17 protein-coding genes are annotated in these 24,128 nt (G+C 50.9%); 12 read left to right on the forward strand and 5 right to left on the reverse strand.

The window, feature by feature from the left end; genetic code table 11:
- Both QMO62_RS01335 and QMO62_RS01340 read left to right on the forward strand, forming a co-directional pair.
- The gene (locus tag QMO62_RS01335; RefSeq protein WP_284638132.1) at nucleotides 1–516 is read left to right on the forward strand and encodes a hypothetical protein; all 516 of its coding nucleotides are present in this window, start codon (nucleotides 1–3) and stop codon (nucleotides 514–516) included.
- A 219-nt stretch (nucleotides 517–735) separates the two neighbouring features.
- Nucleotides 736–1,227, forward strand: coding sequence for a hypothetical protein (locus QMO62_RS01340; RefSeq protein ID WP_284638134.1), 492 nt, complete (start codon nucleotides 736–738; stop codon nucleotides 1,225–1,227).
- Nucleotides 1,228–1,298: 71 nt separating this feature from the next.
- On the opposite strand, the gene QMO62_RS01345 is transcribed toward QMO62_RS01340, so the two are convergent.
- Nucleotides 1,299–3,059, reverse strand: a complete 1,761-nt coding sequence (locus QMO62_RS01345) for a cache domain-containing sensor histidine kinase (protein WP_284638136.1) — start codon at nucleotides 3,057–3,059, stop codon at nucleotides 1,299–1,301.
- Nucleotides 3,049–3,816, reverse strand: a complete 768-nt coding sequence (locus tag QMO62_RS01350) for a response regulator transcription factor (RefSeq protein WP_284638138.1) — start codon at nucleotides 3,814–3,816, stop codon at nucleotides 3,049–3,051. Before QMO62_RS01350 ends, QMO62_RS01345 begins: the two co-directional genes overlap by 11 nt.
- A 247-nt stretch (nucleotides 3,817–4,063) precedes the next feature.
- Between QMO62_RS01350 and QMO62_RS01355 the strand changes: the two genes are divergently transcribed.
- From QMO62_RS01355 to QMO62_RS01395, 9 genes are all read left to right on the forward strand, one after another.
- Nucleotides 4,064–5,380, forward strand: a complete 1,317-nt coding sequence (locus tag QMO62_RS01355; RefSeq protein WP_284638140.1) for an ABC transporter substrate-binding protein — start codon at nucleotides 4,064–4,066, stop codon at nucleotides 5,378–5,380.
- Nucleotides 5,381–5,465: 85 nt separating this feature from the next.
- The gene (locus QMO62_RS01360; RefSeq protein ID WP_284638142.1) at nucleotides 5,466–6,407 is read left to right on the forward strand and encodes a carbohydrate ABC transporter permease; all 942 of its coding nucleotides are present in this window, start codon (nucleotides 5,466–5,468) and stop codon (nucleotides 6,405–6,407) included.
- Nucleotides 6,404–7,237 (forward strand): carbohydrate ABC transporter permease, encoded by an 834-nt coding sequence (locus QMO62_RS01365; protein ID WP_284638144.1) that lies wholly within the window; start codon nucleotides 6,404–6,406, stop codon nucleotides 7,235–7,237. The genes QMO62_RS01360 and QMO62_RS01365 overlap by 4 nt, the downstream gene beginning before the upstream one ends.
- 15 nt (nucleotides 7,238–7,252) lie before the next feature.
- Nucleotides 7,253–8,599, forward strand: coding sequence for a sulfatase family protein (locus tag QMO62_RS01370; protein ID WP_284638146.1), 1,347 nt, complete (start codon nucleotides 7,253–7,255; stop codon nucleotides 8,597–8,599).
- Between the two features lie 178 nt (nucleotides 8,600–8,777).
- Complete coding sequence (locus QMO62_RS01375) at nucleotides 8,778–11,048, forward strand: helix-turn-helix domain-containing protein (protein ID WP_284638148.1); 2,271 nt, start codon at nucleotides 8,778–8,780, stop codon at nucleotides 11,046–11,048.
- 350 nt (nucleotides 11,049–11,398) lie between these two features.
- The gene (locus tag QMO62_RS01380; protein WP_284644824.1) at nucleotides 11,399–12,292 is read left to right on the forward strand and encodes an ABC transporter permease; all 894 of its coding nucleotides are present in this window, start codon (nucleotides 11,399–11,401) and stop codon (nucleotides 12,290–12,292) included.
- Between the two features lie 15 nt (nucleotides 12,293–12,307).
- Nucleotides 12,308–13,207, forward strand: a complete 900-nt coding sequence (locus QMO62_RS01385) for a carbohydrate ABC transporter permease (protein ID WP_284638149.1) — start codon at nucleotides 12,308–12,310, stop codon at nucleotides 13,205–13,207.
- A 29-nt stretch (nucleotides 13,208–13,236) separates the two neighbouring features.
- On the forward strand, nucleotides 13,237–14,850 hold the full coding sequence (locus tag QMO62_RS01390) for a type 2 periplasmic-binding domain-containing protein (protein WP_284638151.1): 1,614 nt from the start codon (nucleotides 13,237–13,239) through the stop codon (nucleotides 14,848–14,850).
- Nucleotides 14,851–15,302: 452 nt separating this feature from the next.
- Nucleotides 15,303–21,476 (forward strand): S-layer homology domain-containing protein, encoded by a 6,174-nt coding sequence (locus tag QMO62_RS01395; protein ID WP_284638153.1) that lies wholly within the window; start codon nucleotides 15,303–15,305, stop codon nucleotides 21,474–21,476.
- A 109-nt stretch (nucleotides 21,477–21,585) separates the two neighbouring features.
- On the opposite strand, the gene QMO62_RS01400 is transcribed toward QMO62_RS01395, so the two are convergent.
- From QMO62_RS01400 to QMO62_RS01410, 3 genes are read right to left on the reverse strand one after another with little or no spacing between them, the layout of a single operon-like run.
- On the reverse strand, nucleotides 21,586–22,122 hold the full coding sequence (locus tag QMO62_RS01400; protein WP_284638155.1) for a phage tail protein: 537 nt from the start codon (nucleotides 22,120–22,122) through the stop codon (nucleotides 21,586–21,588).
- Between the two features lie 20 nt (nucleotides 22,123–22,142).
- A complete protein-coding gene (locus tag QMO62_RS01405; RefSeq protein WP_284638157.1) occupies nucleotides 22,143–22,643 on the reverse strand; it encodes a phage tail protein in 501 nt (166 codons plus the stop codon).
- A 51-nt stretch (nucleotides 22,644–22,694) separates the two neighbouring features.
- Entirely contained in the window at nucleotides 22,695–23,204 is a 510-nt protein-coding gene (locus QMO62_RS01410) for a phage tail protein (protein WP_284638160.1), read from the reverse strand.
- Nucleotides 23,205–23,583: 379 nt separating this feature from the next.
- On the opposite strand from QMO62_RS01410, the gene QMO62_RS01415 reads away from it, so the two are divergent.
- On the forward strand, nucleotides 23,584–23,970 hold the full coding sequence (locus QMO62_RS01415; protein WP_284638162.1) for a GNAT family N-acetyltransferase: 387 nt from the start codon (nucleotides 23,584–23,586) through the stop codon (nucleotides 23,968–23,970).
- The last annotated feature ends 158 nt before the right edge of the window (nucleotides 23,971–24,128 follow it).

Below are 24,128 nucleotides of genomic sequence, written 5' to 3' on the forward strand. Positions count from 1 at the left end.
ATGACAACCATTGTCAAACGGTGCGTCAGCGACGAGGCTTTGGCCGCCGTCAGTTTATTTGCTATTGAGAACAGACACGAACTCCACCCTTCTTTCGGCACCTTGGATATGGTCTCCCTCTTATGTTCTCATATTACGCAAGGTCATTTGATTTATATCACGGATGCTGACCATCGAGTGTTCGGGATGATGACTTACTACCACGGAACGCCTGATAAAGAATTCAATGATAAGGAAATTGCCTTCGTTAACTTTGCCATAATGGACAGGGCCTACAGAGGGACACGCCTGTTTGCCAAAGGGCTTTACTACATGGTGGAGTTGATCATCGAAGCACATCCGGATGTACAGGAGCTCAGATTCAACGCATTATCGGAAAATGCATACTTATGCAGACTGTATTCCAAATTTGCCAGTGCCACCTATACTCAGGAGAGTAAACTTGGAGAAGAGACCGTATTTTGTGCGAAAATTCACCAATTAAGATCTACCTTATCTCGATTTTTCAAGGTATAATTAGGAAAAATAAAGGTTTTATAGAAATGGAGGATAACACATGTTTTTGCCACCACCGAACATTGATAAGAAAACTGGCGGTAAGTTAGGAAGATTTGCCATTCTCAATGACACCTTAAGAGCAGTTCCGCAAATTCAACCACAACCGCAACCGCAGCCGGCGAAGTAATGTTCTTCCTATGTCGACCGTGCACCACGGAACTGGACTATGAGGGGTACATGAAGTTTCTGCTCCGGCACTTTACGGATCTGAACTTGCCGTATGCATTTGCCGTAAAGCTTAGCTTTGTTAGTAGCCCGCTCCTTTTCGGCAAGGCGATGCTGATCCTCTCGGACGACGATTACGATGTTGTTGGAGTTGCCGGATTCGTCTATGGAACCGGTACTAACAGCTATGAGGATCGGCATATTTGCCAGGTGGAGGTCGCTTATCTTCGTCCGGAATATCGGCGTACGACTTTGTTTATGCAAGGTCTGCTGACGCTTCTAGGCGAGATTAAAGCGGGAAGTCCGGAGGTCGAGAAGGTTCAGTTCTGGGTAGCAGAGGGTCAATCGGAGGAGGAAAGGCTCTTCTCTAAATTTACCGCCTTACCGGGATCAGAACGGCATATCGTGAATGGTCTGGCGTGTCATCAGATACCGTTTCGTGGGCTGGAGGACTATTGCTCGAGGTTCCAAAGACGGTACGAGACGGTCGAAGGGTCAAAGTGAATACCAGTCACAGCAAAAAGGCACTGACTTTACAGTTCAGTGTCTTTTTGCTGTGTGTGTAAAGCCCCGGCTCACAACGGAATATCAATCATGATAACCGTACCCCAATTCGGCTTACTGCGTATGGCCAAACCCTTCTCGAGCCCGTAAGTAAGCTTTATCCGCCGATTCGTGTTGGCCAGCCCGATATGATCGGCCATCTCCGCATCCGACTTCAGGCTGTCCCGGACCTGACGAAGCCGCTCCTTGTTCATGCCGATGCCATTGTCGATAACGGTAACCCGGATACTGCCGGCATACCGGACGCATTTGATTTTGATGCAGCTTCTGCCTTCCTTTTCCTTGATCCCGTGGTAAATACTATTTTCGACCAACGGCTGGATCATAAGCTTCACGACGCTGTATTTTTTTACATCTTCAACGTCATACTCCCAAAGGATATCGAACTTGTCGCGGTACCGGATTTTCTGGATTTCCAAATAGCTTTTCGTATAATTGATTTCCTTCTCCAGCGTGACGATTTTGTTAGGCGCATCCAGCGAGTATTTCAGCAAATCCGATAAATGCTCGAGCATATGGTTCGCTTCGTTGGGCTTACCCGTTAAACCCATCACCTTCCAATAAATCGTTTCCAGCGTGTTAAAAAGGAAGTGTGGGTTCATTTGCGACTGTAAAGCCGCCATTTCCAGCGCCTGCAGCTTATACTTTTTCTCAGAAAGCTGCACCTGCAGGTAATTTTGCTCAATGAAGTTTTTAATTAAGCGCTGGGTGATAAAATCATATTCATTCGCCCCTTTGGTGGCGGTTAGCTCCGGCAGGGGAAGCCCTCTTTCTGCGGAATGAATGATGGATACCATGTTACGGATATGCTTAAGGTTTCGTTTGGTCAACAGATAAGTGAGAGCGAGACCGAGCAGAAACGATAATAGCACGCAAAAAATCGTAAACGTGCTGAGCCAGAATGGAATTTTACTCAGAGAGCGCTGCTCGGCAATGGAATAATATCGCCAGCCGTACTGATTCGAGTAAGAGGAGGGCGTCGAGATATAATACGTTTCTCCTCCGGCACGAAGGGTATAGGACGTGTGGCCCGTTACCACTTTGTTTAGATCGAGTCCGCTTAAGTTGTCGAGAGATCGGCTCTTCAGCACAATACGGTCAAGCTCGTCTACGATTAGGATATGCTGGCCGGGGTACACCTCGATATTCCTCAGCAGCTTCTCCATATAGTCCGAATAAATATTCAGGACGATGACTCCGATCGGTTTCGTTCCCAGCACGGAATACAGATTTTTATAGAAGGTGGTCACTGGAATAGGCTGCTGAAACGAATATTCCTGAATATATCTAGGCTCCGTCCATATTCCGGTATTTTCCTGGTTTTGCTTAAAGCTTTCGAACCATGCCACATCGTGAAACATATCGAATTTCACCAGCCCATTTGCGCTTGCCAGAAACTGATTATGATCGTTATTGACATATACGTAAATGGACTGCATATAAGGTTTGGAGTAAACCGGGACGTTCATGTCGTTCTGGACGGCTTCCATTAGTCGCAGATTCTCCAGAGTGAGCTTCTGGGTGCGCAAAATTTCCTCAAGTCTGTAAAGCACCTCGGGACTGCCGAATTTCATCTTTAGCGAGTTCATCTCATTAAAAATCGATTCGACATTCCGGTCAATTTGATTGAATACATTCTGAGTCGCTTTGCTCATTTCGCCTTGAATATAGTGCTGGGTGATCATAAGGCTAAGTGTCCCCAGAATGGTGATTGGGATCAGCAGCGGGAAAAGAAACAATAGCAGATTTTGCAAAAATAGTTTATTCTTCATTGCGGCTCTCATCCGGTAACCGGCTGTTGCGGAACTGTCTCGGGTTCATACCGTAAAATTTTTTAAACGTTCTCGTAAAATTTTTCGCCTGGCTGTAGCCGATTAGCTCACTGACCTCGTAGGTTTTCAATTTGATGTCCATAAGCAGCTCGGCCGCCTTCTTCATCTTCACCTCGACGACGAAATCGGAAAAATATTGACCGGTTTTATCCTTATAATATTTACTCACATAATAAGGGTTCATATGGACAAGAGCAGCGGCGTCCTCCAACGTGGCATTCGCATAATGCTGTTCGACATAAGTCTTAATCGCGGCGATCACCTTCTCGTCGAAGGTTGCGGCGGCTTCCCTCTTTCCGTCGGCGGGATCCTCCGCTTTCGCTTTGTCCAGCTCGATCTTTAAAGCGGAGAACGTTTCGAGAAGCTCTTTGTATTTGGTGGGCTTGACGATATAGCCTTTCACATCGTAAGCCAAAGCCTGCTTCGCAAATTCGAAGTCCTTGTATCCGCTTAAAAAAATAATTTTTGTTTTATTTCCTATACGATGCAGCTCGCCGGCTACCTCCAAACCGGTCATAACCGGCATCATAATATCGCACAGAATGACGTCCACCGGGTTCGCGAGCACATAATCCAAGGCCTTACGGCCGTTATCGAATTGCGCTACAATGTCGAAGCCGACCTCATGCCATGGGAAATATTGGGACAAGCCGTTGCGTATTTCAACCTCATCGTCAACCAGTACGAGCTTGTACATATGCTGAGCCTCCCCATGCGCTAGTTTGTATCAAGAATAAATGATTAGTGCTTATTTACACAAGACCGCATGAGTATTTCTTCTTCAACTGAGTAGAAATCACAAAAAATGATACCTTTAGAGTAAATCGAATAAATAGTGATACCAAAAGTGAGTTTGTAAGCCTTTCCATAAGGGGGCGTTCCATTTATTCTGAATATAGCTCCAATCGATTAGGGTAAGTCAACGTAAAAAGGGGGAACTTTCATTGAAGCTGTTAAAAAAATGGATCAGTGTGCTGAGCGTCGTATCATTAGCCGGGGCGATAGCAGCAGGCTGCGCACCTGGAGAAGAGGGGGCACAAGCTCCTGCTTCATCCGGCGGAAGCGGGGAGAAGCAGCAGGTGACGCTTCGTTTCTCCTGGTGGGGCTCGGAGGGCCGCCATAAAGCTTTGCTTCAGGCTATCGATTTATATATGAGCAAAAACCCGCACGTTACGATCGAGGCCGAATACAGCGGCTTTGACGGATACTACCAGAAGCTGGTGACGCAGTTTGCAGGCGGAACGGCCCCGGATTTAACCCCGCTTTCGGCGGATTGGATTGATGATATTGCCATCAAAGGCGATCTTGTACTCGATTTGAACACCCAGAAGAACAATATCAATCTGCAGGCGTTCGATCAGCAGTTTCTTTCCAAATATGTAGTGATTAAAAACAAGCTTGTCGGTCTGCCGATGGGGGTTAACGGCCTCGTTACCGCTTATAACAAAGACTTCTTTAAGCGGTTTGGCATCCAGGAGGATACGAAGTGGGATTGGAACAAAATTCACGAAATAGGAAAGCAGGTTCATCAGAAGGATACTTCGGCCTACCTGCTGGGAGCTTTGGAATTCCGTACGTTCCTGCAGCCGTATATAGCGCAAAAAACAGGCAAGCAGTGGATTAACGACGACAAAACACTCGGCTTTGATCAGGCTGTTCTTGCAGAAGCGTTCACATACTACAAGAAGCTGCTGGATGACGGAGTGATCCAGCCAGTAGCGGAAAGCAGTCTGTACCCTGACTTTACCAAGAACGTGGCGTTCCAGAAAGGGAATATCGGTATGGCCTTTGCGCTTGCCTCCAGTATCACGAGCTTAAAGCAGTACGTTCCAAGCCTGGATGCCGCCCAGTTCCCGATTCCTGCGGATGCGAAAGCCTCGGGCGTCCTCGTCATCCCAAGTAATCCGCTGGCGATTAACAAGCAAACGAAGCATCCGGAGGAGGCGGCAAAATTTGCAAGCTGGCTGCTGACCGAACTCGATTCGGCTATGATCGTGAAGGATAATTACAGCGTACCGCCGTCCAATACCAATGCTCAGGCGTTGGCGGAGAAGAATTTGATTGACCCTACCGTAGCCAAAGCGGTGAAGATCGCACTGGAGAAGCCGGGGGACCCTGTCAATGGGATCAGCAACAATCAGGAAATCACCAAGCTGACCAACGATTATATGCAGCAGGTTGCCTTCGGGCAGTCCGCACCGGAGAAAGCGGCAAAGGAACTCGTCGACAGATTGCAGGATAAGCTGAAAAGCATTAAGTAGACGGTATCAACCGTTTACGGTTGAAGGAAGGGGCCGCTCAGACGGCTCCTTATACTTTTCCGGATTGAAAGGGTGGAGATAAACCATGAGCAAGCAAACGGCGGCTATAGCTCCTACTGTTTCCGTACGGTCCCGATTAAGGCGGAATAGCAAACGATATATTGGCTTGCTGTATATCAGCCCTTGGCTGATAGGATTTCTGGTCCTAACGTTATACCCCTTTGTCGCTTCTTTGTATTATTCCTTTACCGACTACAGTATGGTGAAGCAACCGAGCTTCGTCGGTCTCGCCAATTACGTGGAAATTTTTACGAAGGACCCTGATTTCTACAATTCCTTGAAGGTCACATTCCTGTATGTTTTGATGGCCGTACCCGGCAAATTGGTCTTCGCTCTGTTGATCGCCATCATATTAAATGTACAGATAAAGGGTATTAACTTTTTCCGTACCGTTTATTATTTACCGTCGATTCTCGGGGGCAGTATCGCGGTTTCGGTATTATGGCGGTTTCTGTTTATGCGCGAAGGTCTTGTGAATAAGGTGCTGTCCTATGCTTCCATCGGTCCTATCGACTGGTTGGGTAACCCGAAGCTGGCTTTATTTACGATTTCGCTGCTGCCGATCTGGGAATTCGGTTCCTCTATGGTTTTGTTTCTTGCTGGCCTAAAGCAAATCCCGAAGGAGCTGTATGAAGCCTCCAAGGTGGACGGTGCATCCAGGCTCCGAACGTTCTTCAGCGTAACGCTTCCGTTGCTAACGCCCGTTATTTTGTTTAATCTCATTATGCAAATGATTAATGCATTCCAGCAGTTTACGGCTGCGTTTGTCATAACCGGCGGGGGACCTGTGAAGTCAACGAATCTGTACGGGCTTATGCTGTATGAGAACGCGTTTCGTTTCTTCAAAATGGGGTATGCTTCGGCTCTCTCGTGGGTTTTGTTCATCATCATTCTTGTGTTTACGTTTGTGCTGTTCGGAACCTCCAATCGGTGGACCCATTATGAAGACGGGGGGGATGGCAAATGACAACAAGCCGCAAAATCGCTACGATCGTTCTTCTCTCTGTATTCGGGATTCTGTTCGTGTACCCGTTACTGTGGCTGATTTCCGCTTCCTTCAAGCCGAATAAAGAAGTGTTTACAACGATCGGTCTGATCCCGACGGAAATCATTTGGGATTCGTATATCAGAGGCTGGGTAGGAATAGGGAGAAACAATTTTAGCGTATTTTTCATCAATACGTTTAAGCTTGTGATTCCGGTCGTGATCTTTACGGCGCTGTCCGGCGTCATCGTAGCCTACGGCTTTGCCAGATTTCAATTCCCATTGAAACGGTTTTTATTTATTATGATGATATCGACGCTCATGCTGCCCGACGCCGTAATTATGATCCCGCGGTACATTTTGTTTAAAAATTTCGGCTGGCTTAACACGTACTGGCCGTTCTATGTCCCAGCCTTGCTAGCGGTTAACGCGTTCTTCGTCTTTCTGCTGATTCAGTTTTTCCGCGGTATTCCCCGGGAGCTGGACGAGGCTGCGGAAATGGACGGCTGCAGCAGCTTCGGTACTTTGGTGAAGGTGCTGCTGCCCTTGTCCAAGCCGGCCCTGTTTTCGGTTTGTATTTTTCAGTTCATATGGACGTGGAACGAATTTTTTAATGCTTTGATCTATATTAACAGCGTATCGAAATTTCCGGTGGCGTTAGGCTTGCGGATGGTGCTCGATAACGAAGGGGCGGTCAACTGGAACCAGGTCATGGCCATGTCCGTCGTAACGATCGTTCCGTGTGTGGCCGTCTTTTTTATGGCGCAAAAATATTTTGTGGAAGGCATATCTACCACAGGTTTAAAAGGATAACGGGAGGGCTTATACATGAAGAAGCCGAATGTCATCGTATTTTTTACCGACCAGCAGCGCTGGGACACAACGGGGGTTCATGGCAACCCGCTTGGTTTGACGCCTAATTTTGACCGGATGGCGCGCTACGGCACCCATCTGGAGCATACGTTTACGTGTCAGCCTGTGTGCGGACCGGCCAGATCAAGTCTGCAAACCGGGATGTACGCAACTGCGACCGGCTGTTACAAGAACGGTATCCCTTTACGGGAAGATTTGCCGACGCTCGCCCATTATTTCAATGAGCACGGCTATGAGACCGGCTATATTGGCAAATGGCATCTGGCGGCTACCAGAACGGAACCGGTGCCCGAGCATTTACGCGGCGGGTACAAGTATTGGCTTGCGGCCGATTCGCTGGAGCATACTTCGGATGCATATCATACTGTGCTTTACGATAACGACAACAATAGCGTTAAGCTGCCGGGGTACCGCGTGGATGCCATGACGGATGCGGCGATCCGATATATCGATGAGAAGAAGAAGGAGCCGTTCTTCCTGTTCCTTTCCTACCTGGAGCCGCACCACCAAAATCATCGGGACGATTATCCGGCGCCGCTCGTTTACCGGGACTCTTATACGGGACGTTACATACCTCCCGACCTGGCTGCGCTCAGCGGTACGGCTCATCAGCATCTCGGCGGCTATTACGGCATGGTGAAGAGGCTGGATGAGGCGCTCGGTCGTGTGATGGACGCCCTGCACAGCTTGGATCTGGCCGAAAACACCATTATGTTGTATACGTCCGATCACGGATCGCATTTTAAGACCCGGAACGCAGAATACAAACGATCCTGCCACGAAAGCTCCATCCGGATTCCTACCGCCCTGTATGGAGCGGGCTTTACGGGAGGCGGCACGGTTCGCGAGCTGGTCAGCCTTGTGGACCTGGTGCCGACGTTATTGGACGGTGCAGGTGTAGCCGTTCCTGAGCATATGCAGGGCAAATCGGTCCTTCCTCTGCTGCACGGAAATAAGGAAGGGTGGCAGGAGGAAGTGTTTGTGCAAATCAGCGAATCCCAGGTGGGACGCGCCATCCGGACGCAGCGCTGGAAATACTGCGTCAATTCCCCGGATCACGACCCGGTGAAGGATTCAGGCTCTGACCGTTATGTGGAGCAATATTTGTACGACCTTTACGCCGACCCCTATGAGCTTACGAACCTGATCGGTATGGAATCCCACCGCCCGGTAGCCGAACGGCTGCGCGATAGGCTGGTACGCCGTATGGTAGAGGCCGGCGAGGCGGAGCCGGTCATCGAGGCGGCACCGATCCAGGCACACGGACAGCGGAAAGTATACGAGCACGAGTGGATGGCTTAATAGGAGGTAAACTTAGGGGCGCTGGTTGCGCCTCTTTGCTTTTTTCGGAGTGATGCCTAAAAGCGGAGTCGGTCTGACAGACGGGTCAGTGTATACCCAAAAAAACAAATTATTGTATAATGATGTAAATAACTGCTTTGAAATCAATGGTAAGTTAGTATATTGAAAGGAGGTCACAATGAAACGATTTCCGATGATGCTTCAGCTGGCATTAATCCTGTTCTGCGTCATGGCTGTTCCCACGGGTATCTTAACATGGTACAGCGGCGACCAAATTTTGCGGGATTCGGAGTACGCCATTGCGGAATCCTCGCTCGCCGGCTTGAACGCAAGCCGCAATTTGAAAGAAAACGCACTGAACGTCATGTCTCAAAACACAATACGTCTTGCCGATACCCACATCTTCGACCGGATCCGTCCATACAAAACCTATACCGAACTCAACTCGAACTTTACTAACATCAGGGACGCGCTGGCCGTGCACCAGGACCTGTTAGATTTAAACAAATCGGTTGACGGAGTCTATTCCTCCTTCTTCTACCTCAGCGACTCGGACTACGTGGTATCAACAGACAAGGGTATCACCAGATTGGACGGGTACGAGTCCTTCGCTTGGATGCAGGAGGCGCTGGCGAGCCGCGGGGGGATCACCGGCGTATGGTATCCGCGGAAGCTGGATTCAGGAATTCATGTCGTATCGTACGTGTTTCCTCTCAACCGGCTGTCAACTACAACGCGAGGCATCATCGTTGTGAATTTACGGGAAAGTCAAATCGAGCAATATGTGCATTCATCGGAGGCGGACGAAAAGGCCTATTTCCTCATGGATGCAAACGGAACCGTCATTTCCCACAATGACAAAAGCCTTCTGCTTAAGAACGGCAGTGAGGTGCCGTATATGCGTGAGATTATGGAGAATGTATCGCCGGAGGGATATGTATTCCACGAGCTTGAGGGCGAACGTTTACTGTACACGTGGTCCAGGTCAAAGCAATTCGGATGGCTCAACGTGAACATTTACTCGGTCGACGGACTGATGACCAAATCGCATACCTTGCAGCGCAAGATTATCGTGCTGACTGCCATTATTATTTTTGTCGGGACGGGTCTGACGGTGTTTCTCGCGACGTGGCTGTCCAAGCCGGCTAGAGAGCTGGTTCGGACGCTGCGCAGGCGCGGCAATTTGGATATTAAGGGGAGGAATGAGCTTGCTTTTCTCGATGCAGCGTTCCGGCGCATGCAGGAGGATGAGGAGGTGCTCCATAAGCTGCTGAACATTCGCGAACAGGATGCCCGAAGTTTGGCGGTCCATAATCTGCTTCGAGGCGAATTTCATCCGCAGGCTGCTGAAATTTTTCCTTTCGCTTACTTCCTAGTGGCCGTTGTCTCCATCGACAGATACAGGAAGTACGTGAGCACGAACAACCCGGAGACACGCAGCTACCACCGTTACCTAATGCTCTCCACCTGCGACGTGCTGTTCCCCGAAGGAGTCTATGCTAGAGGCGTTTACCAAGGTGACGGCTGCTTCGTATTCGTGATCAACTACAGTCAGGAGGAAACTGAAAGCGGTTGCATCGGCGTTCATTCCGCGCTTAGCGAGCTTCGGGATCAAGCGGCTGAGGTGCTTGGCCACACCGTCACCATCGGGGTTAGCAGCCCGGCGAATTCGATGGATATGGTCTCCGAACGTGCTGCCGAAGCGATGGAGGTGACTAAGCATCGCATGATCGCGGGGAGCGGGGGCATCTCTTATTGGAAGGAGAAGGACAGAAGTGATAAGAAGTATATTTATCCCTCCCATAGCGAACGGCGCATCCTTAACTTTCTGGATCAGGGCGACCTTACCAGCATTCTTAAAGAATTGGAGACCATCGGCGGTGAAATCCGTTCGGCTGAATACATCTCTTACGATAATATCTTATTCATTTATAATCAATTAGCAGGTGTCACCATTAAGCACCTTAGAGAAAATCACGTCAGTACATCACGCATTTTTGCAGGAAGGGGCAATATTTATGCTTCCCTTGCCTCCATCGATACGTTAGATGAGCTTGAGGAATATCTTACCAAGTTTTATACGGACATTGTTCAGTACATTGCCCGCACCTCGAACGAAGCCAACAAGTACAGCAAGCCGATCATGGAGTATTTACATGAGCATTACCGGGAGGAAATTGTGTTTGAGGAAATGGCGAAGGAAATCGGCATCAGCTACTCTTACATGAGAAAGATCGTGTACGAAATGACAGGCATGAGCTTGATCGATCATCTGAATCGATTGCGTATTGAGAAGGCGAAGCAGCTGCTGGTGGAATCCAAGCTTACCATTTCGCAGATAGCGTTAGAGGTAGGATACTACAATGTGAAAAGCTTCAACCGTTTTTTCCGTAAATTCGAAGGCATGACTCCGAGCGGCTATAAGACAGTGAAGTCTCAGACAATGTAATCAAAATAGTGCAACGATCACAAAAAAGGATAAACGCATCTGCCAGCTGTCTTTTTCAGTATTTTTACTGAAGGAGACAGTTATATTTTTGCTCATCAGGGTACAAAAGTGATCATTAGTGCGAGTCAAATCTCAGGATACATAAGGGATGAATCAAATATGGCAAGTCATAATCAATACTGTCGATTTACCGGCCCGCCGAGGTGAGGGTAAGATAAGTGCGAGCTCGGAATCATCCGGAGTGGATGGAATCGAAGAGAGACCTGCATAGAGGAGGTGAATGTGTGAAGGCCATATCTACACCCAATTCCACAAATGAAACCGCTTTATTAGTGAAAAAACAGGGGATCATGTACTATTTGCGCCGGGATTGGCAGCTCTATAGTTTGCTGGTTATCCCTTTAGTGATGGTGCTGGTCTTTAAGTATGCCCCTATGTTCGGACTTACGCTGGCATTTAAAGACTATAAGATCGCAAAGGGCTTTTGGGGAAGCGAATGGGTTGGACTTGAAGTGTTTCAAGATTTATTTGCCAAACCCGACTTCATTCGCGCCATTCGGAATACGTTAATGCTGAATATTTTAGATCTCCTGTTTAGCTTTACAGCGCCAATTGTGCTCGCTTTGCTGCTTAATGAGATTAAGGGTATCAAATTCAAACGCGTGAACCAGACGTTGCTGTATTTGCCGCATTTCTTGTCCTGGGTTATTATCGGCGCCATCGCCTATCAGCTTCTGGCGGAAGGCAACGGTATGGTTAATAACGTTATTGCGGCGCTAGGGGGTGAACGAATCCCCTTCCTGCAGGAGGACACCAATTGGCTGATCAGTTATTTGCTGATCGGCGTGTGGCAGAGCATGGGATGGGGCACCATCATTTATCTGGCTGCGATGAGCGGCATTAACCCGGAGCTATATGAAGCGGCTGTCGTTGACGGTGCAGGCAGGTGGAGGAAAGTATGGAACGTTACGCTGCCCTCAATACGAATGACGATCGTGACCCTGCTGATCCTGAGTTTAGGCAATGTCATGGGCGGATCCTTCGAGCGAATACTAGCCTTGGCGAATAAGGCGACCACCGAATTCACAACGACCATTCCCGTTTTGGTGTACCGGTGGGGGATTGAGAGCGGTAACTTTAGCCGCGCAACCGCACTCGGGTTGTTTCAGGCCGTCATCGGACTGGTCCTGGTTTTACTCGCTGACAGGATTGCGAAGAAGCTAGGCGAAGACGGATTGATTTAGGAAAGGAGGCGAACCATGAAAACATCTGATTACACCAATTCCGTACAGCGTCGATGGCGTCTGGATATATGGGATTTGCTGATTCGCTTCGTACTGATTGTCGCCTCCCTGGCTTGTACGCTGCCGTTCATTCACGTCGTTGCCAAATCGTTCAGTGACGACGCTTATGTAATCGCTAACAAAGTATATCTTTGGCCGGCTGGCTTCACTTTGGGGGCATACGAAAAGATTTTTGCCGACGCCAGCATCATGAGATCTCTTTACGTCTCTGTCCTTGTAACGGTGCTGTTCACGATTTTGGGGATGATCGTAACGATTTGCGCGGCCTACCCGCTATCGCGCAAGCAGCTTAAGGGCCGCTCGGTGCTGACCTTCCTCTTTGTGTTTACCTTATATTTCGGAGGCGGTATTATTCCCGATTATATGCTGGTGAATAGTCTGGGGATGCTTGACACCATATGGTCGCTCGTGCTGCCGCTTTCGTTCAGCGCTTTCAATATGCTGATCTTACGAAGCTCGATCGCCAGCAGCATCCCGGTTAGCTTGGAGGAATCGGCGAGGATCGACGGGGCCGGACATTATCGAATCCTGTTCAGCATCGTACTTCCGCTTTGTAAGCCGATCCTTGCGACGTTGTCCTTGTTTTACGCGGTCGGTCGCTGGAATGCTTATCAAGATGCGCTGTTCTATATTAAACAGAATACCGATCTGCGGCCATTGCAGCTGAAATTGTATTACTTGGTTATCCAAGCAAGCGAAACCTTCCAGCTCGAGGCTACCAACGTATCGCTTAGCAATCCGGAGGTGCTCAAGGCGTCGGTTGTCGTATTCGCGACACTGCCGATCATCTGTGTCTATCCGTTTATCCAGAAGTATTTTGTTCGGGGAGCCATGCTTGGAGCTGTCAAAGAATAGCTTAAAATCATTGAAATGGGGGAAATACAATGGGCAAAATGAAAGTGATTCCTATTCTTATGGCTTCCGTGATGAGTGTCGGATTGCTCGCGGGCTGCACGGCAGACAAAAACGAGAGTCAAGGAAATTCCGCAAGTTCCAGCTCTAGCTCGACGGACTATTCGAAAGGCTTTACGGAGACGGTCAATCTCGATATTCCGGTCTATGAACGTGCGTTCGAGGGCTGGAATGTAGCAGACAATTACTATACTCGATGGATCCAGAAGGAATTCGGCGACAAAAATAACATTAAAGTGAATTTTGTGCCGATTACGCGAAATAACGAGGTCAGGGATTTCCAACAGCTGCTCGCCGCTAACAAAGCACCGGATATTATTTTCCATTATGACATGCCACAAGCGCTTGCTTACTATAGCGAGGGCGTCATGCAGCCGCTGAATCATGACGAGATCAAGAAATATGCTCCGACCTACTGGAAAAACATGAGCAAAACCATTGAACAATACGGTACCGTTGACGGAAAGAAAACGTTCGTCTTCGCCGCCCGCCCGAACTACAATAACTGGGTTAGTATTATCCGGAAAGACTGGGTCGAGAAGGTCGGCATGAAGGTGGAGGATCTGACGTCGCTCGAGAAATTCAACGAGATGCTCGCCAAATGGAAGCAAGCCGGTTTGGGAGTCGCAGGCGGATCCTTAACCAGGAACGTATTCAATTACAGCTATGCCTTCCGTGATTGGCCGATCGATCCCAAGTACCGCGCGCTTTATTCCGATCTAGCCGTCGCGGATTTCACAACAGCCGATACGGAACGCTGGCTGCGTAACTTGAACTACCAATATAATAACGGTCTTATCGATAAGGAATTTTATCTTCGTGATGACGACAACAAGGTTAAGGCCGAGTTCGTTGCAGGTAAGACGGGCACCTATGGATTCTACATGGCGAGCAATACCGACGTATTCGCCGCTACGCTGAAAAACAATCCGGGAGCCCAGTTTGCTGTGGTGCCTCCTGAAGCCGGCGTGCCTCAAGGACGCAAGCCGCAGGGCCGCGCCGACTGGCCGTTCGGACTCATCATGGGCATTAATCACAAATCGTCGGAGAAGGAACGCGCAGCCGTCTGGATGTATCTGGAGTGGATGAGCCAGCCGAAGAACTTGTTCTTCCTGCAGAACGGCGTCGAAGGACAGAACTATACACTTGAGTCCGATGGCCTGCCAAAGAAAGCTGCAGACTTTAAAGGCGAGTCGAAGCTTTCTCAAAACAACAACAAGGATTACTGGGCGCTTGTGACCGAAATTGCCGAGTTCTCCACACCGGAGTTGACGAAGAAAGCGAATCTACGCAACTGGTCGCCGGCCGGATATGAGCAGCTGGCAGAGCAGCTAGTGAAAAATTGGGATGCTACCAGTCCATATCGCACGCCGGACGCGATGTTCACCGTAGTACTCAAGAAGGTAAACGAGTACAAGGCGGACCTGAACGCCCTCTTCCAGGAGCAGTATTTGAAGGTCGTCCTCGCCCCTACGGACAAGTTTGATACGGTGTACGCGGAGGCTAAGAAGAAGTTCCTCGAAGCCGGCTACCAAGAGATTTTGAATGAGAAGCAAAAAGCGATCGATGCCGGCCAATTCCGGTAAGCATAGAATCGATTAACCTCCGGGGCCCTTGCTATAAGCTGGGGCCCCGGATTATTTAAAAAAGTGTAGGTCCGTGCTAGTATGGTACGGGCTTTTTCTGGTGTTATCGCTGGAGGACAACGTCCAATTTACAGGCCTTATAATCGTTAAATTCAAGATATAAAGTTAAATTTATCCAAAATTTTTCCCCGAAAACAGGATTTTCGACAGAAGATAATGAATATTTCTTAGTCAGCAGATAAGTTGAATGATGCTTTTTAACTAGCCGGTAAGGGTGTGTTTCGGGGGGAGGATGGCTCAAGGCAGCATACATAACTTTACGTGGAGATGCAAAATGGAGCGGAGCGTGTTGACGTCTTAGAGAGACAGCTTGGAGTTAGAAAAAGGAGTAACGAAGTGATTTGGAGGTTTTTCATGTGAGGATATTTATGATAAGGCTAAGGGCAGTATTGATGCTATTCCTGGTGCTTACGCTACTTACAGGGCAATGGAGATCGCCTGTGAAGGTGTTTGCGGCGGGCACGAGCATCTCTAATGTGACAACGGGAGGGGAATATAACTTTAGCGGAGTTACGCTGGGAGCTACAGGGGAAGCCGGCTTCAGGACGCTGGGTAATAAGTTTTGGGTATCAGACAATATGGCGTTGGCTTCGCCGCAGATCTTCGTGAATGATATAGATACAATTAATAACAATCCAGCGCAAGTTGTATTTAAAGCCAATGGCACTGCTGCTAAAAATTTTACGTTTAACAACATGTCTGTAAGTGCAACGACTACCGGTGTTGTAGCGGATGATACAAGGTCTTTCGAGTACTTTAACGTTGCGCTAAAAGATGAGTATGGCAATACTGTTGCCACCTTGAACAGTACCGACAAAATTGTAGGTACTTCACCTATTTATATTAGCAATTTTTTCGGTTCTGCTTCAGACTTCGCTTATGATTATGTTGCCTCAATTGAGGTTTCTTTTCGGTTCAAGAATCAAAAGCCGGGGAAAAGCAACTCCCCTGGAGAGCTAAGCTTTGAAACGCTGAAAATTTCAAATGTAAGTACGGTATCCAAGCCGCTTGATGCCCATACGGCAACTTCATCCGCCGCCCTAATGTCGTTGGTTGCGGGTGCAAGCAATACCATCACGTTGACGGTAAAAAAATCAGACAATACCACGGACACGGCTTTTACTGGAACAAAAAATGTAACGATCACAAGCGTGGAGCAGGCGCCGGATGGCACGTACGGAAGCTTCGCGGGTGTACCGCTGACAGCGGCAGCGGCAGGAGCCGGGCAAACGGTCAGCGTGACCTTCACGAACGGCGTAGCTGCGCCGGTGCTGACACTGAATAAGGCGGATGCCCAGACGGTCGGCTTTAGCATCGCGGAAGTCACAACACCGTCGGCGGGAACGCAGACGATTACGCCTACAGTGGGAGCCTTAAGTAAGCTGATGCTAACTCAGGACATTACGGCGCCGGTGACGAACGGAGGCGCGTTCGGTCAGCAGCCCATTGTGCGCTTGGTGGACGCGTATGAGAACGTCCTGACCGGCGACAATACGACGGTTGTTACCGTAAGCAAGAAGGATAACGGCACCACCTGGACGCTGGGAGGGACGTTGTCGGCGACAGCCGCTTCGGGTGTAGCGACGTTTGCAGGCCTGACGGCGGCGAGCGATGCGGCGGTAACCGGAGCGCAGCTTGCGTTCAGCGCTTCAGGCGTATCCGAGCTGCTGAGCGCGGCGGTCAACCTGCCGGCGCCCCCAACAGCACATACGGCGGTGTCTGCGGCGGCGACGCTGACACCGGTAGTTGGAGCAAATAATACGATAACGTTAACCGTCCGGAATACGCTTGGAAATACCGACGCGACGTTCAATGGAGCGAAGAATGTCACGATTACAGGAGTAGCACAAGCGCCGAACGGCACGTACGGCAGTTTCGCAGGTGTACCGCTGACAGGGGCAGCGGCAGGAGCAGGCCAGGCGATCAGCGTGACGTTCACGAACGGCGTGGCGACGCCGGTGCTTACGCTGAACAAGGCGGATGCCCAGACGGTGGGCTTCAGCATCGCTGGCGTCACTACACCATCGGCAGGTACGCAGACAATCACGCCCACGGTAGGAGCTTTAAGCAAGCTGATGCTGACGCAGGACATAGCGGCGCCTGCGACGAACGGAGGCGCATTCGGTCAGCAGCCCATTGTGCGCTTGGTGGACGCGTATGAGAACGTCCTGACCGGCGACAATACGACGGTTGTTACCGTAAGCAAGAAGGATAACGGCACCACCTGGACGCTGGGAGGGACGTTGTCGGCGACAGCCGCTTCGGGTGTAGCGACGTTTGCAGGCCTGACGGCGGCGAGCGATGCGGCGGTAACCGGAGCGCAGCTTGCGTTCAGCGCTTCAGGCGTATCCGAGCTGCTGAGCGCGGCGGTCAACCTGCCGGCGCCCCCAACAGCACATACGGCGGTGTCTGCGGCGGCGACGCTGACACCGGTAGTTGGAGCAAATAATACGATAACGTTAACCGTCCGGAATACGCTTGGAAATACCGACGCGACGTTCAATGGAGCGAAGAATGTCACGATCACAGGCGTAGCACAAGCGCCGAACGGCACGTACGGCAGTTTCGCAGGTGTCCCGCTGACAGGGGCAGGCCAGACGATCAGCGTGACGTTCACGAACGGCGTGGCGACGCCGGTGCTTACGCTGAACAAAGCGGCTTCTCAGACGATAGGTTTCAGCATCGCTGACGTTGCTACGCCATCGGCGGGTACGCAGACAATCACGCCGACAGTGGGAGACTTAAGCAAGCTGATGCTGACGCAGGACATTACAGCGCCAGTGACGAACGGAGGCGCGTTCGGACAGCAGCCGATTGTGAGCTTGGTAGACGTATATGAGAACGTCCTGACCGATGACAGCACGACAGTTGTTACAGTAAGCAAGAAGGACGGCGGCACCTGGACGCTAGGTGGAATTACGGCGGTGACAGCAGCGTCCGGCGTAGCATCGTTCGCAGGCCTGACGGCGGCGAACGATGCAGCGGTAACGGGAGCGCAGCTGGCGTTCAGCGCTGCAGGCATAACCGAGCTGCTGAGCGCGGCGGTCAACCTGCCGGCTCCCGCACCGGCGCAGACGGCGGTGTCCGCTGCGGCGACGCTGACACCGGTGGTCGGCGCAGATAATACGATAACCTTGACAGTGAAGAATGCGCTGGGGAATACGGATACGACGTTCAATGGAGCGAAGGATGTAACGATCACAGGCGTGGAGCAGGCGCCGAACGGCACGTACGGCAGCTTCGCAGGTATTTCGCTGACAGGGGCAGGCCAGACGATCAGTGTGACGTTCACGAACGGCGTGGCGACGCCGGTGCTTACGCTGAACAAGGCGGCTTCTCAGACGATAGGTTTCAGCATCACTGACGTTGCTACGCCATCGGCGGGGACGCAGACGATCACGCCGACGGTGGGAGCCTTAAGCAAGCTGATGCTGACGCAGGACATTACAGCGCCTGGTACGAACGGAGGCGCGTTCGGACAGCAGCCGATTGTGCGCCTGGTGGACGCATATGAGAACGTCCTGACCGGCGACAGCGCAACGGCAGTTACCGTAAGCAAGAAAGACAGCGGCATCTGGACGCTAGGTGGAACTACGGTGGTAACAGCAGCGTCCGGCGTAGTGGCGTTCGCAGGCCTGACGCCGGCGAACGATGCAGCGGTAACGGGAGCGCAGCTGGCGTTCAGCGCTGCAGGCGTAACCGAACTGCTGAGCACGGCGGTCAATCTGCCGGCGCCTGCATCGGCGCAGACGGCGGTGTTTGCTGCGGCGACGCTGACACCGGTGGTCGGCGTAGATAATACGATCACGCTGACAGTAAAGAATTCACTCAACAATACCGACACGACGTTCAATGGAGCGAAGGATGTAACGATCACAGGCGTGGAGCAGGCGCCGAACGGCACGTACGGCAGCTTCGCAGGCGTACCGCTGACAGGGGCAGCGGCAGGAGCAGGCCAGACGATCAGCGTGACGTTCACGAACGGCGTGGCGACGCCGGTGCTTACGCTGAACAAGGCGGATGCCCAGACGATAGGTTTCAGCATCGCTGGCGTCACTACACCATCGGCGGGTACGCAGACAATCACACCGTCGGTGGGAGCCTTAAGCAAGCTGATGCTGATGCAGGACATTACAGCGCCTGTGACGAACGGAGGCGCGTTCGGACAGCAGCCGATTGTGCGCCTGGTGGACGCACATGAGAACGTCCTGACCGGCGACAGTGCAACGGCTGTCACCGTAAGCAAGAAAGACAGCGGCAATTGGACGTTAGGTGGAACTACGGCGGTAACAGCAGCGTCCGGCGTAGCATCGTTCGCAGGCCTGACGGCGGCGAACGATGCGGCAGTAACGGGAGCGCAGCTGGCGTTCAGCGCTGCAGGCGTACCCGAACTTCTTAGCTCCCCTGTGAATTTAGGGTGGCCGACGCTAACAACGCCGAGCTTGCTATCCATTGCCGCAGGGGAAGGACGGGTGCATCTGACTTGGTCGCAGGTTACCGGATCCGTCCAGTACGCCGTGTACTTGAGAACGAGTTCCAGCGGCTACAGCACTCCGGTAGCAACAGTAAGCAGCTCGGTTTACGAAATGGACATCACTTCGCTTACGAACGGAACGACCTATTATTTTGCGGTAAAGGCGAGTCACCCGGGAGGCGAAAGCGGCTTTTCCAATGAACTAAGCGCCACGCCTCAGGTTGCTTCACCGGGAGCGCCGATCCTTCAACCGCCGGTGTATGGTCCGGCCAAGGTTGATTTGACGTGGTCGCCTGTAAGCGGAGCTACAAGCTATGCGATTTACAAAAGCTCAACATCCGGAGCATATGACGAACCGCTTGATACGGTATCGGGTTCAGTGTATGCCTATCGAGCTACGGGACTCCGAAACGGCCAAACGTACTATTTTGTAGTAAAAGCCGAAAATCCTGGTGGAATCAGCGCTTTTTCGAACGAAGTGAGTGCGACGCCTAGAGCGGTTCCGGGAGGGCCAAGGAAGGTTAGGGCCGAAGCCGGCGACCGAAGGGCTATCGTGTACTTTGAGGCGCCAGAGGATCATGGCGGCAGCCCGATCACAGGGTACGAGGTAACGATCCTGCCGACGAATCGGAGGGTCACAGGAACAGCTAGCCCGATCATCGTGTCTGACTTATTGAACGGTACGGCGTATACTTTCGTCGTTCGGGCGAGGAATGCCGAGGGCACCGGCATGCCGTCCGAAGCCTCGAATGAGATCAGGCCGAATTTGCCGCAAGATGAATCGTCAAATTCGGGAGGACCGGCCCCGTCTTCTGCCAACACGATACCGGGAAGCAGAGAAACCGGGGTGGAAGTGCTCGTGAACGGTAAGGTCGAGACGGCCGGCACGGCCAAGACTACTACCGAGGAGAATGGTCGTACCGCGACGATAGTTACGGTCGATCCGAACAAGCTGGAGGCGCGCCTTGCGGCTGAGCCGATTGGCGCTGTGCTGACCATTCCGGTCCCGGCCGGTTCGGACAAAGCCGTTGGTGTACTGACGGGACAAATGGTCAAGAGCATGGAGCAGAAGCAAGCCGTCATTCAAATCAAAACGGATGACGCTTTGTATACACTCCCATCCAAACAAATCAATATAAGCGCCGTATCCCGGCAGTTGGGGCAGCAGATTGAGCTGCAGCATATTCAAGTGCAAGTTGTAATATCCAAACCGACCTCGGATATGATCACATTGGTTGAAACTTCCTCACGCCAAGGTAATTTTACCATTGTGGTGCCGCCTCTCGAATTTAGCGTGAAGGCGACATACGGAAATAATGAGGTTGAAGTAACGAAGTTTCATGCCTTTGTGGAACGAACGATTGCTATTCCGGACGGTGTGGATCCAAGCAAAATTACAACCGGTGTCGTGGTAGAGCCTGGTGGAACTGTTCGTCATGTGCCTACCAAAGTGTTCAAGTCGGGTGGTAAATACTATGCCAAGCTTAACAGCTTGACTAACAGTACGTATTCTGTCATCTGGCATCCGCTTGAATTCCGCGATATGGAAGGGCACTGGGCTAAGCAAGCCGTTAACGACATGGGTTCTCGAATGGTAATCAGAGGGGCAGGCGAAGAACGTTTTAGTCCTGACCGCGAAATTACACGAGCGGAATTCGCAGCGATTGTTGTACGCGGTTTAGGTTTGAAGCCAGAGCAGGGAGAGGCGGTCTTTACGGATGTAAAGGCAGAGGATTGGTATAGCGGCACTGTGGCCGTTGCTAATGCTTATGGCTTAATCAGCGGCTTCGAGGATGGTACGTTCCGCCCAACGGAGCAGATTACCAGAGAGCAGGCAATGGTCATCATGTCAAAAGCTATGAAGCTGACAGGACTTGAGGCCGGCCAGAGCTCCGATACGAGCCGAAGCGTAGTAAGCTTCACGGACAATGCGCTTATATCCGATTGGGCGAAGCAAAGCATTGCGGAAAGTCTGCAGGCAGGACTCATTTCCGGCAGAGCAGAGGGCATTCTTGCACCGAAAGCACTGATCTCCCGCGCAGAAGTGGCGGTGATTATGCAGAAGCTGCTGCAGAAATCCGAGCTGATATAAACTGAAGCAATTCTATTAAAAAAAGTAATTGAAAAGGGCCCATCCATCGATGATCAGCATCGTCAATGGATGGGCCCTTACTATTGTAAACTTACTATAGCTGAGTGCCTTATCCCCTTGAAGGGAACTCGCCTACCAAACAAATAATAAAGTTCATTGCAAGGAACGGCTGCATGTTATTGTGCGGCTGGCTCCCGCCGGCCACGTTCAAGGCAACCGGACTCATGGGAGCATTTGGCGTCTGTGTTGACAATGGGTCTTGAACTCCTCCACGTCCTACAGGCGGGGATTGAGCCCAATAGTTATTTGAAGGCGATGTGTCGTTGCCCGGCGCGTTTATCGCTTGAGGCACATGATTATGCGCAGGGATTTCCGTTGTGAGCAGGGTGACCGTTGCGCTGCCAACGGATTGTCCCATGGTACGGTTCGTAAGACCAGGGCCCTGTCCTTGATTCATAGGCGCTTTGCCCATGAGATTCGGAAGAGCAAAGGTAGTTTTACCGTCACCGCCGTACTGTACGCCTAGGATAGAGAAGAGGGCGGTGTTTTGAGTAATGCTCATTAGCTGCCCATTACACAACGCCCAGCCTTTCGGCGGGAAGTTTCCTGCAAAAATACGAATCTCGCCAATATAAGCATCTGCCATGAGTTATAAGTCTCCTCCTTTTAATTCCGCGATGGGAAAATGCCTTGTACGGCGATGCAATAAGTAACAGCCAAGTATGGCTGCATATTGTTGTGCGGTTGACTTCCTCCGCTAGTAGAGACTGCACCTGCCGACATAGGCACCAGGGTAGCAGCCGGAGCATAGGAGTTAATTGCTGTGGCGGCCCAGACGTTGCCTGCAGGTGAGATCTGGTCGGCAGCGTTGCTGGAGCCGGATACCATATGGGTATGCTGAGGCATTTCATTTACCGTCAAAGTATGGGTTGCCTCGCCTGCTTTTGTTCCATACGTAACGTTGTTTCCATTATGGATAGCCACACGTCCCCGGAGATCGGGCAATGCAAAAGTAGTTTGTCCATCGCCGCCGTAGGTAGCTCCAAGCAGCGAATATAACGCCTGATTGGTGTTGATTGAAAGGATTTGCCCTTCGCATTTCATCCAGCCTCTGGGAGCGTAGTTGTTGCCAAACAGGCGAATTTCGCCAATAAAGGGTTCTGACATTGTAATGCTCCTTTCGTAATAGGGGGAATTGTACCAAAATAAGGTGAATGCTTAATCAGGTTGAGGAGGAAACACGCCGTAGAGCGAAATAATAAAAGAAATCGTAAGCGTTGGCATCATGTTATCGTGTGCTTGTCCGCCGCCAATCGATTCGATCGCTCCTGCGTTCATGGCTGCAGGGGTTTGTCCGGTACCGTTCGAATAATGGGCTTTGATCGTTGCCGCCCAAACATCATTCGTCGGCGATACATCCGTAGCCTCTGCTGTGGATGCGTTGGCAGTATGCGTATGGACAGGAAGCTGGTTGGAGAGTAACGTAACGGTCTCGGTTCCACCCTGGGAGCCTAGCGCGTAGTCAGTGCTTGGATGGATAGGCAGTCGACCTCTCAGGTCGGGCAGCGCGAAGGTGGTTTGGCCGTCGCCGCCGTAGGTTGTCCCAAGCAGGGCAAACAGCGCTTCATTCTCCGCAATGCTCATGAGCTGGCCATTGCACAAAGCCCAGCCCTGGGGCGCAAAGTTCCCCGCAAACATGCGGATCTCGCCCAAATAAGATTCGCTCATTTCATGTCACCTCTTTGTCAGATTGGATACCGGAAATAACTAATAAAAACAAGATAAAATGGCATTTCATGTAAAATTATAGCATAATAAATGTGGATATTCAGTAAATTTATGATCAACTATCCTTAATTAGGTAGGTCTAAAGTATCGGATATACATTAACGATCAATGCGTACCGCTGAAACCACACAAGCATAAAGCGTTGACGACAATATCTCAGTCAGGTAATGTTGAAATATCGAATATTTGGAAAGGATTGGGGGGAGGACATCTGAATGCCGATAGAGAGGTCGTGTCTGATACCATAGCACTACAGGAAATGAAAGAAGAAACCACTCTATTCCCCAGCGTGGTATTTACCGAGCTTAAACAGGAAGAAATGGCGGGTTGGGGGTGGACTGACGAGCAGTCGACGCCGTTCATTCGAATGCAGTGGATAGCGCGCGAGAGGCATTATTCGGACTATTACCCGCAGGCCAAGTATTACATAATACTCATAGGCGGCGATTGGGCTGGCACTTGTCTTGTTGAGAGTTCCGACATGCATATTCGCATTGTCGACATTGCTTTGCTAGCGGCATTTCGCAATCAGGGCTGGGGGACGCTGGTGCTGCAGCATTGGTTGGATAAGGCCCGCGTGCTGGGAGTTCCTGTGCTGCTGAGCGTAAATGCCGCGAACAGGGCAATACGGCTCTATCAACGATTGGGCTTTCAAATTACGGAGACCTCAGAAACACAGATAGCTATGGAGTGGGCAGCTACTTAGAGCGAACAAGAACGAAATCGCCGCACACATGGAGCAGGAAGGGGGGAAATCATGAGGTCCCGTGCACAAAAGAGCTTATTCCTAGCCTTTCCGCACCCGGGACTTCGATTGAATGGTATCCAGGTTTGGGCTGCCCCTACCCACTGATCAGGAGGATC

The organism is Paenibacillus silviterrae (assembly GCF_030167925.1).
Lineage (GTDB): Bacteria > Bacillota > Bacilli > Paenibacillales > NBRC-103111 > Paenibacillus_G > Paenibacillus_G silviterrae.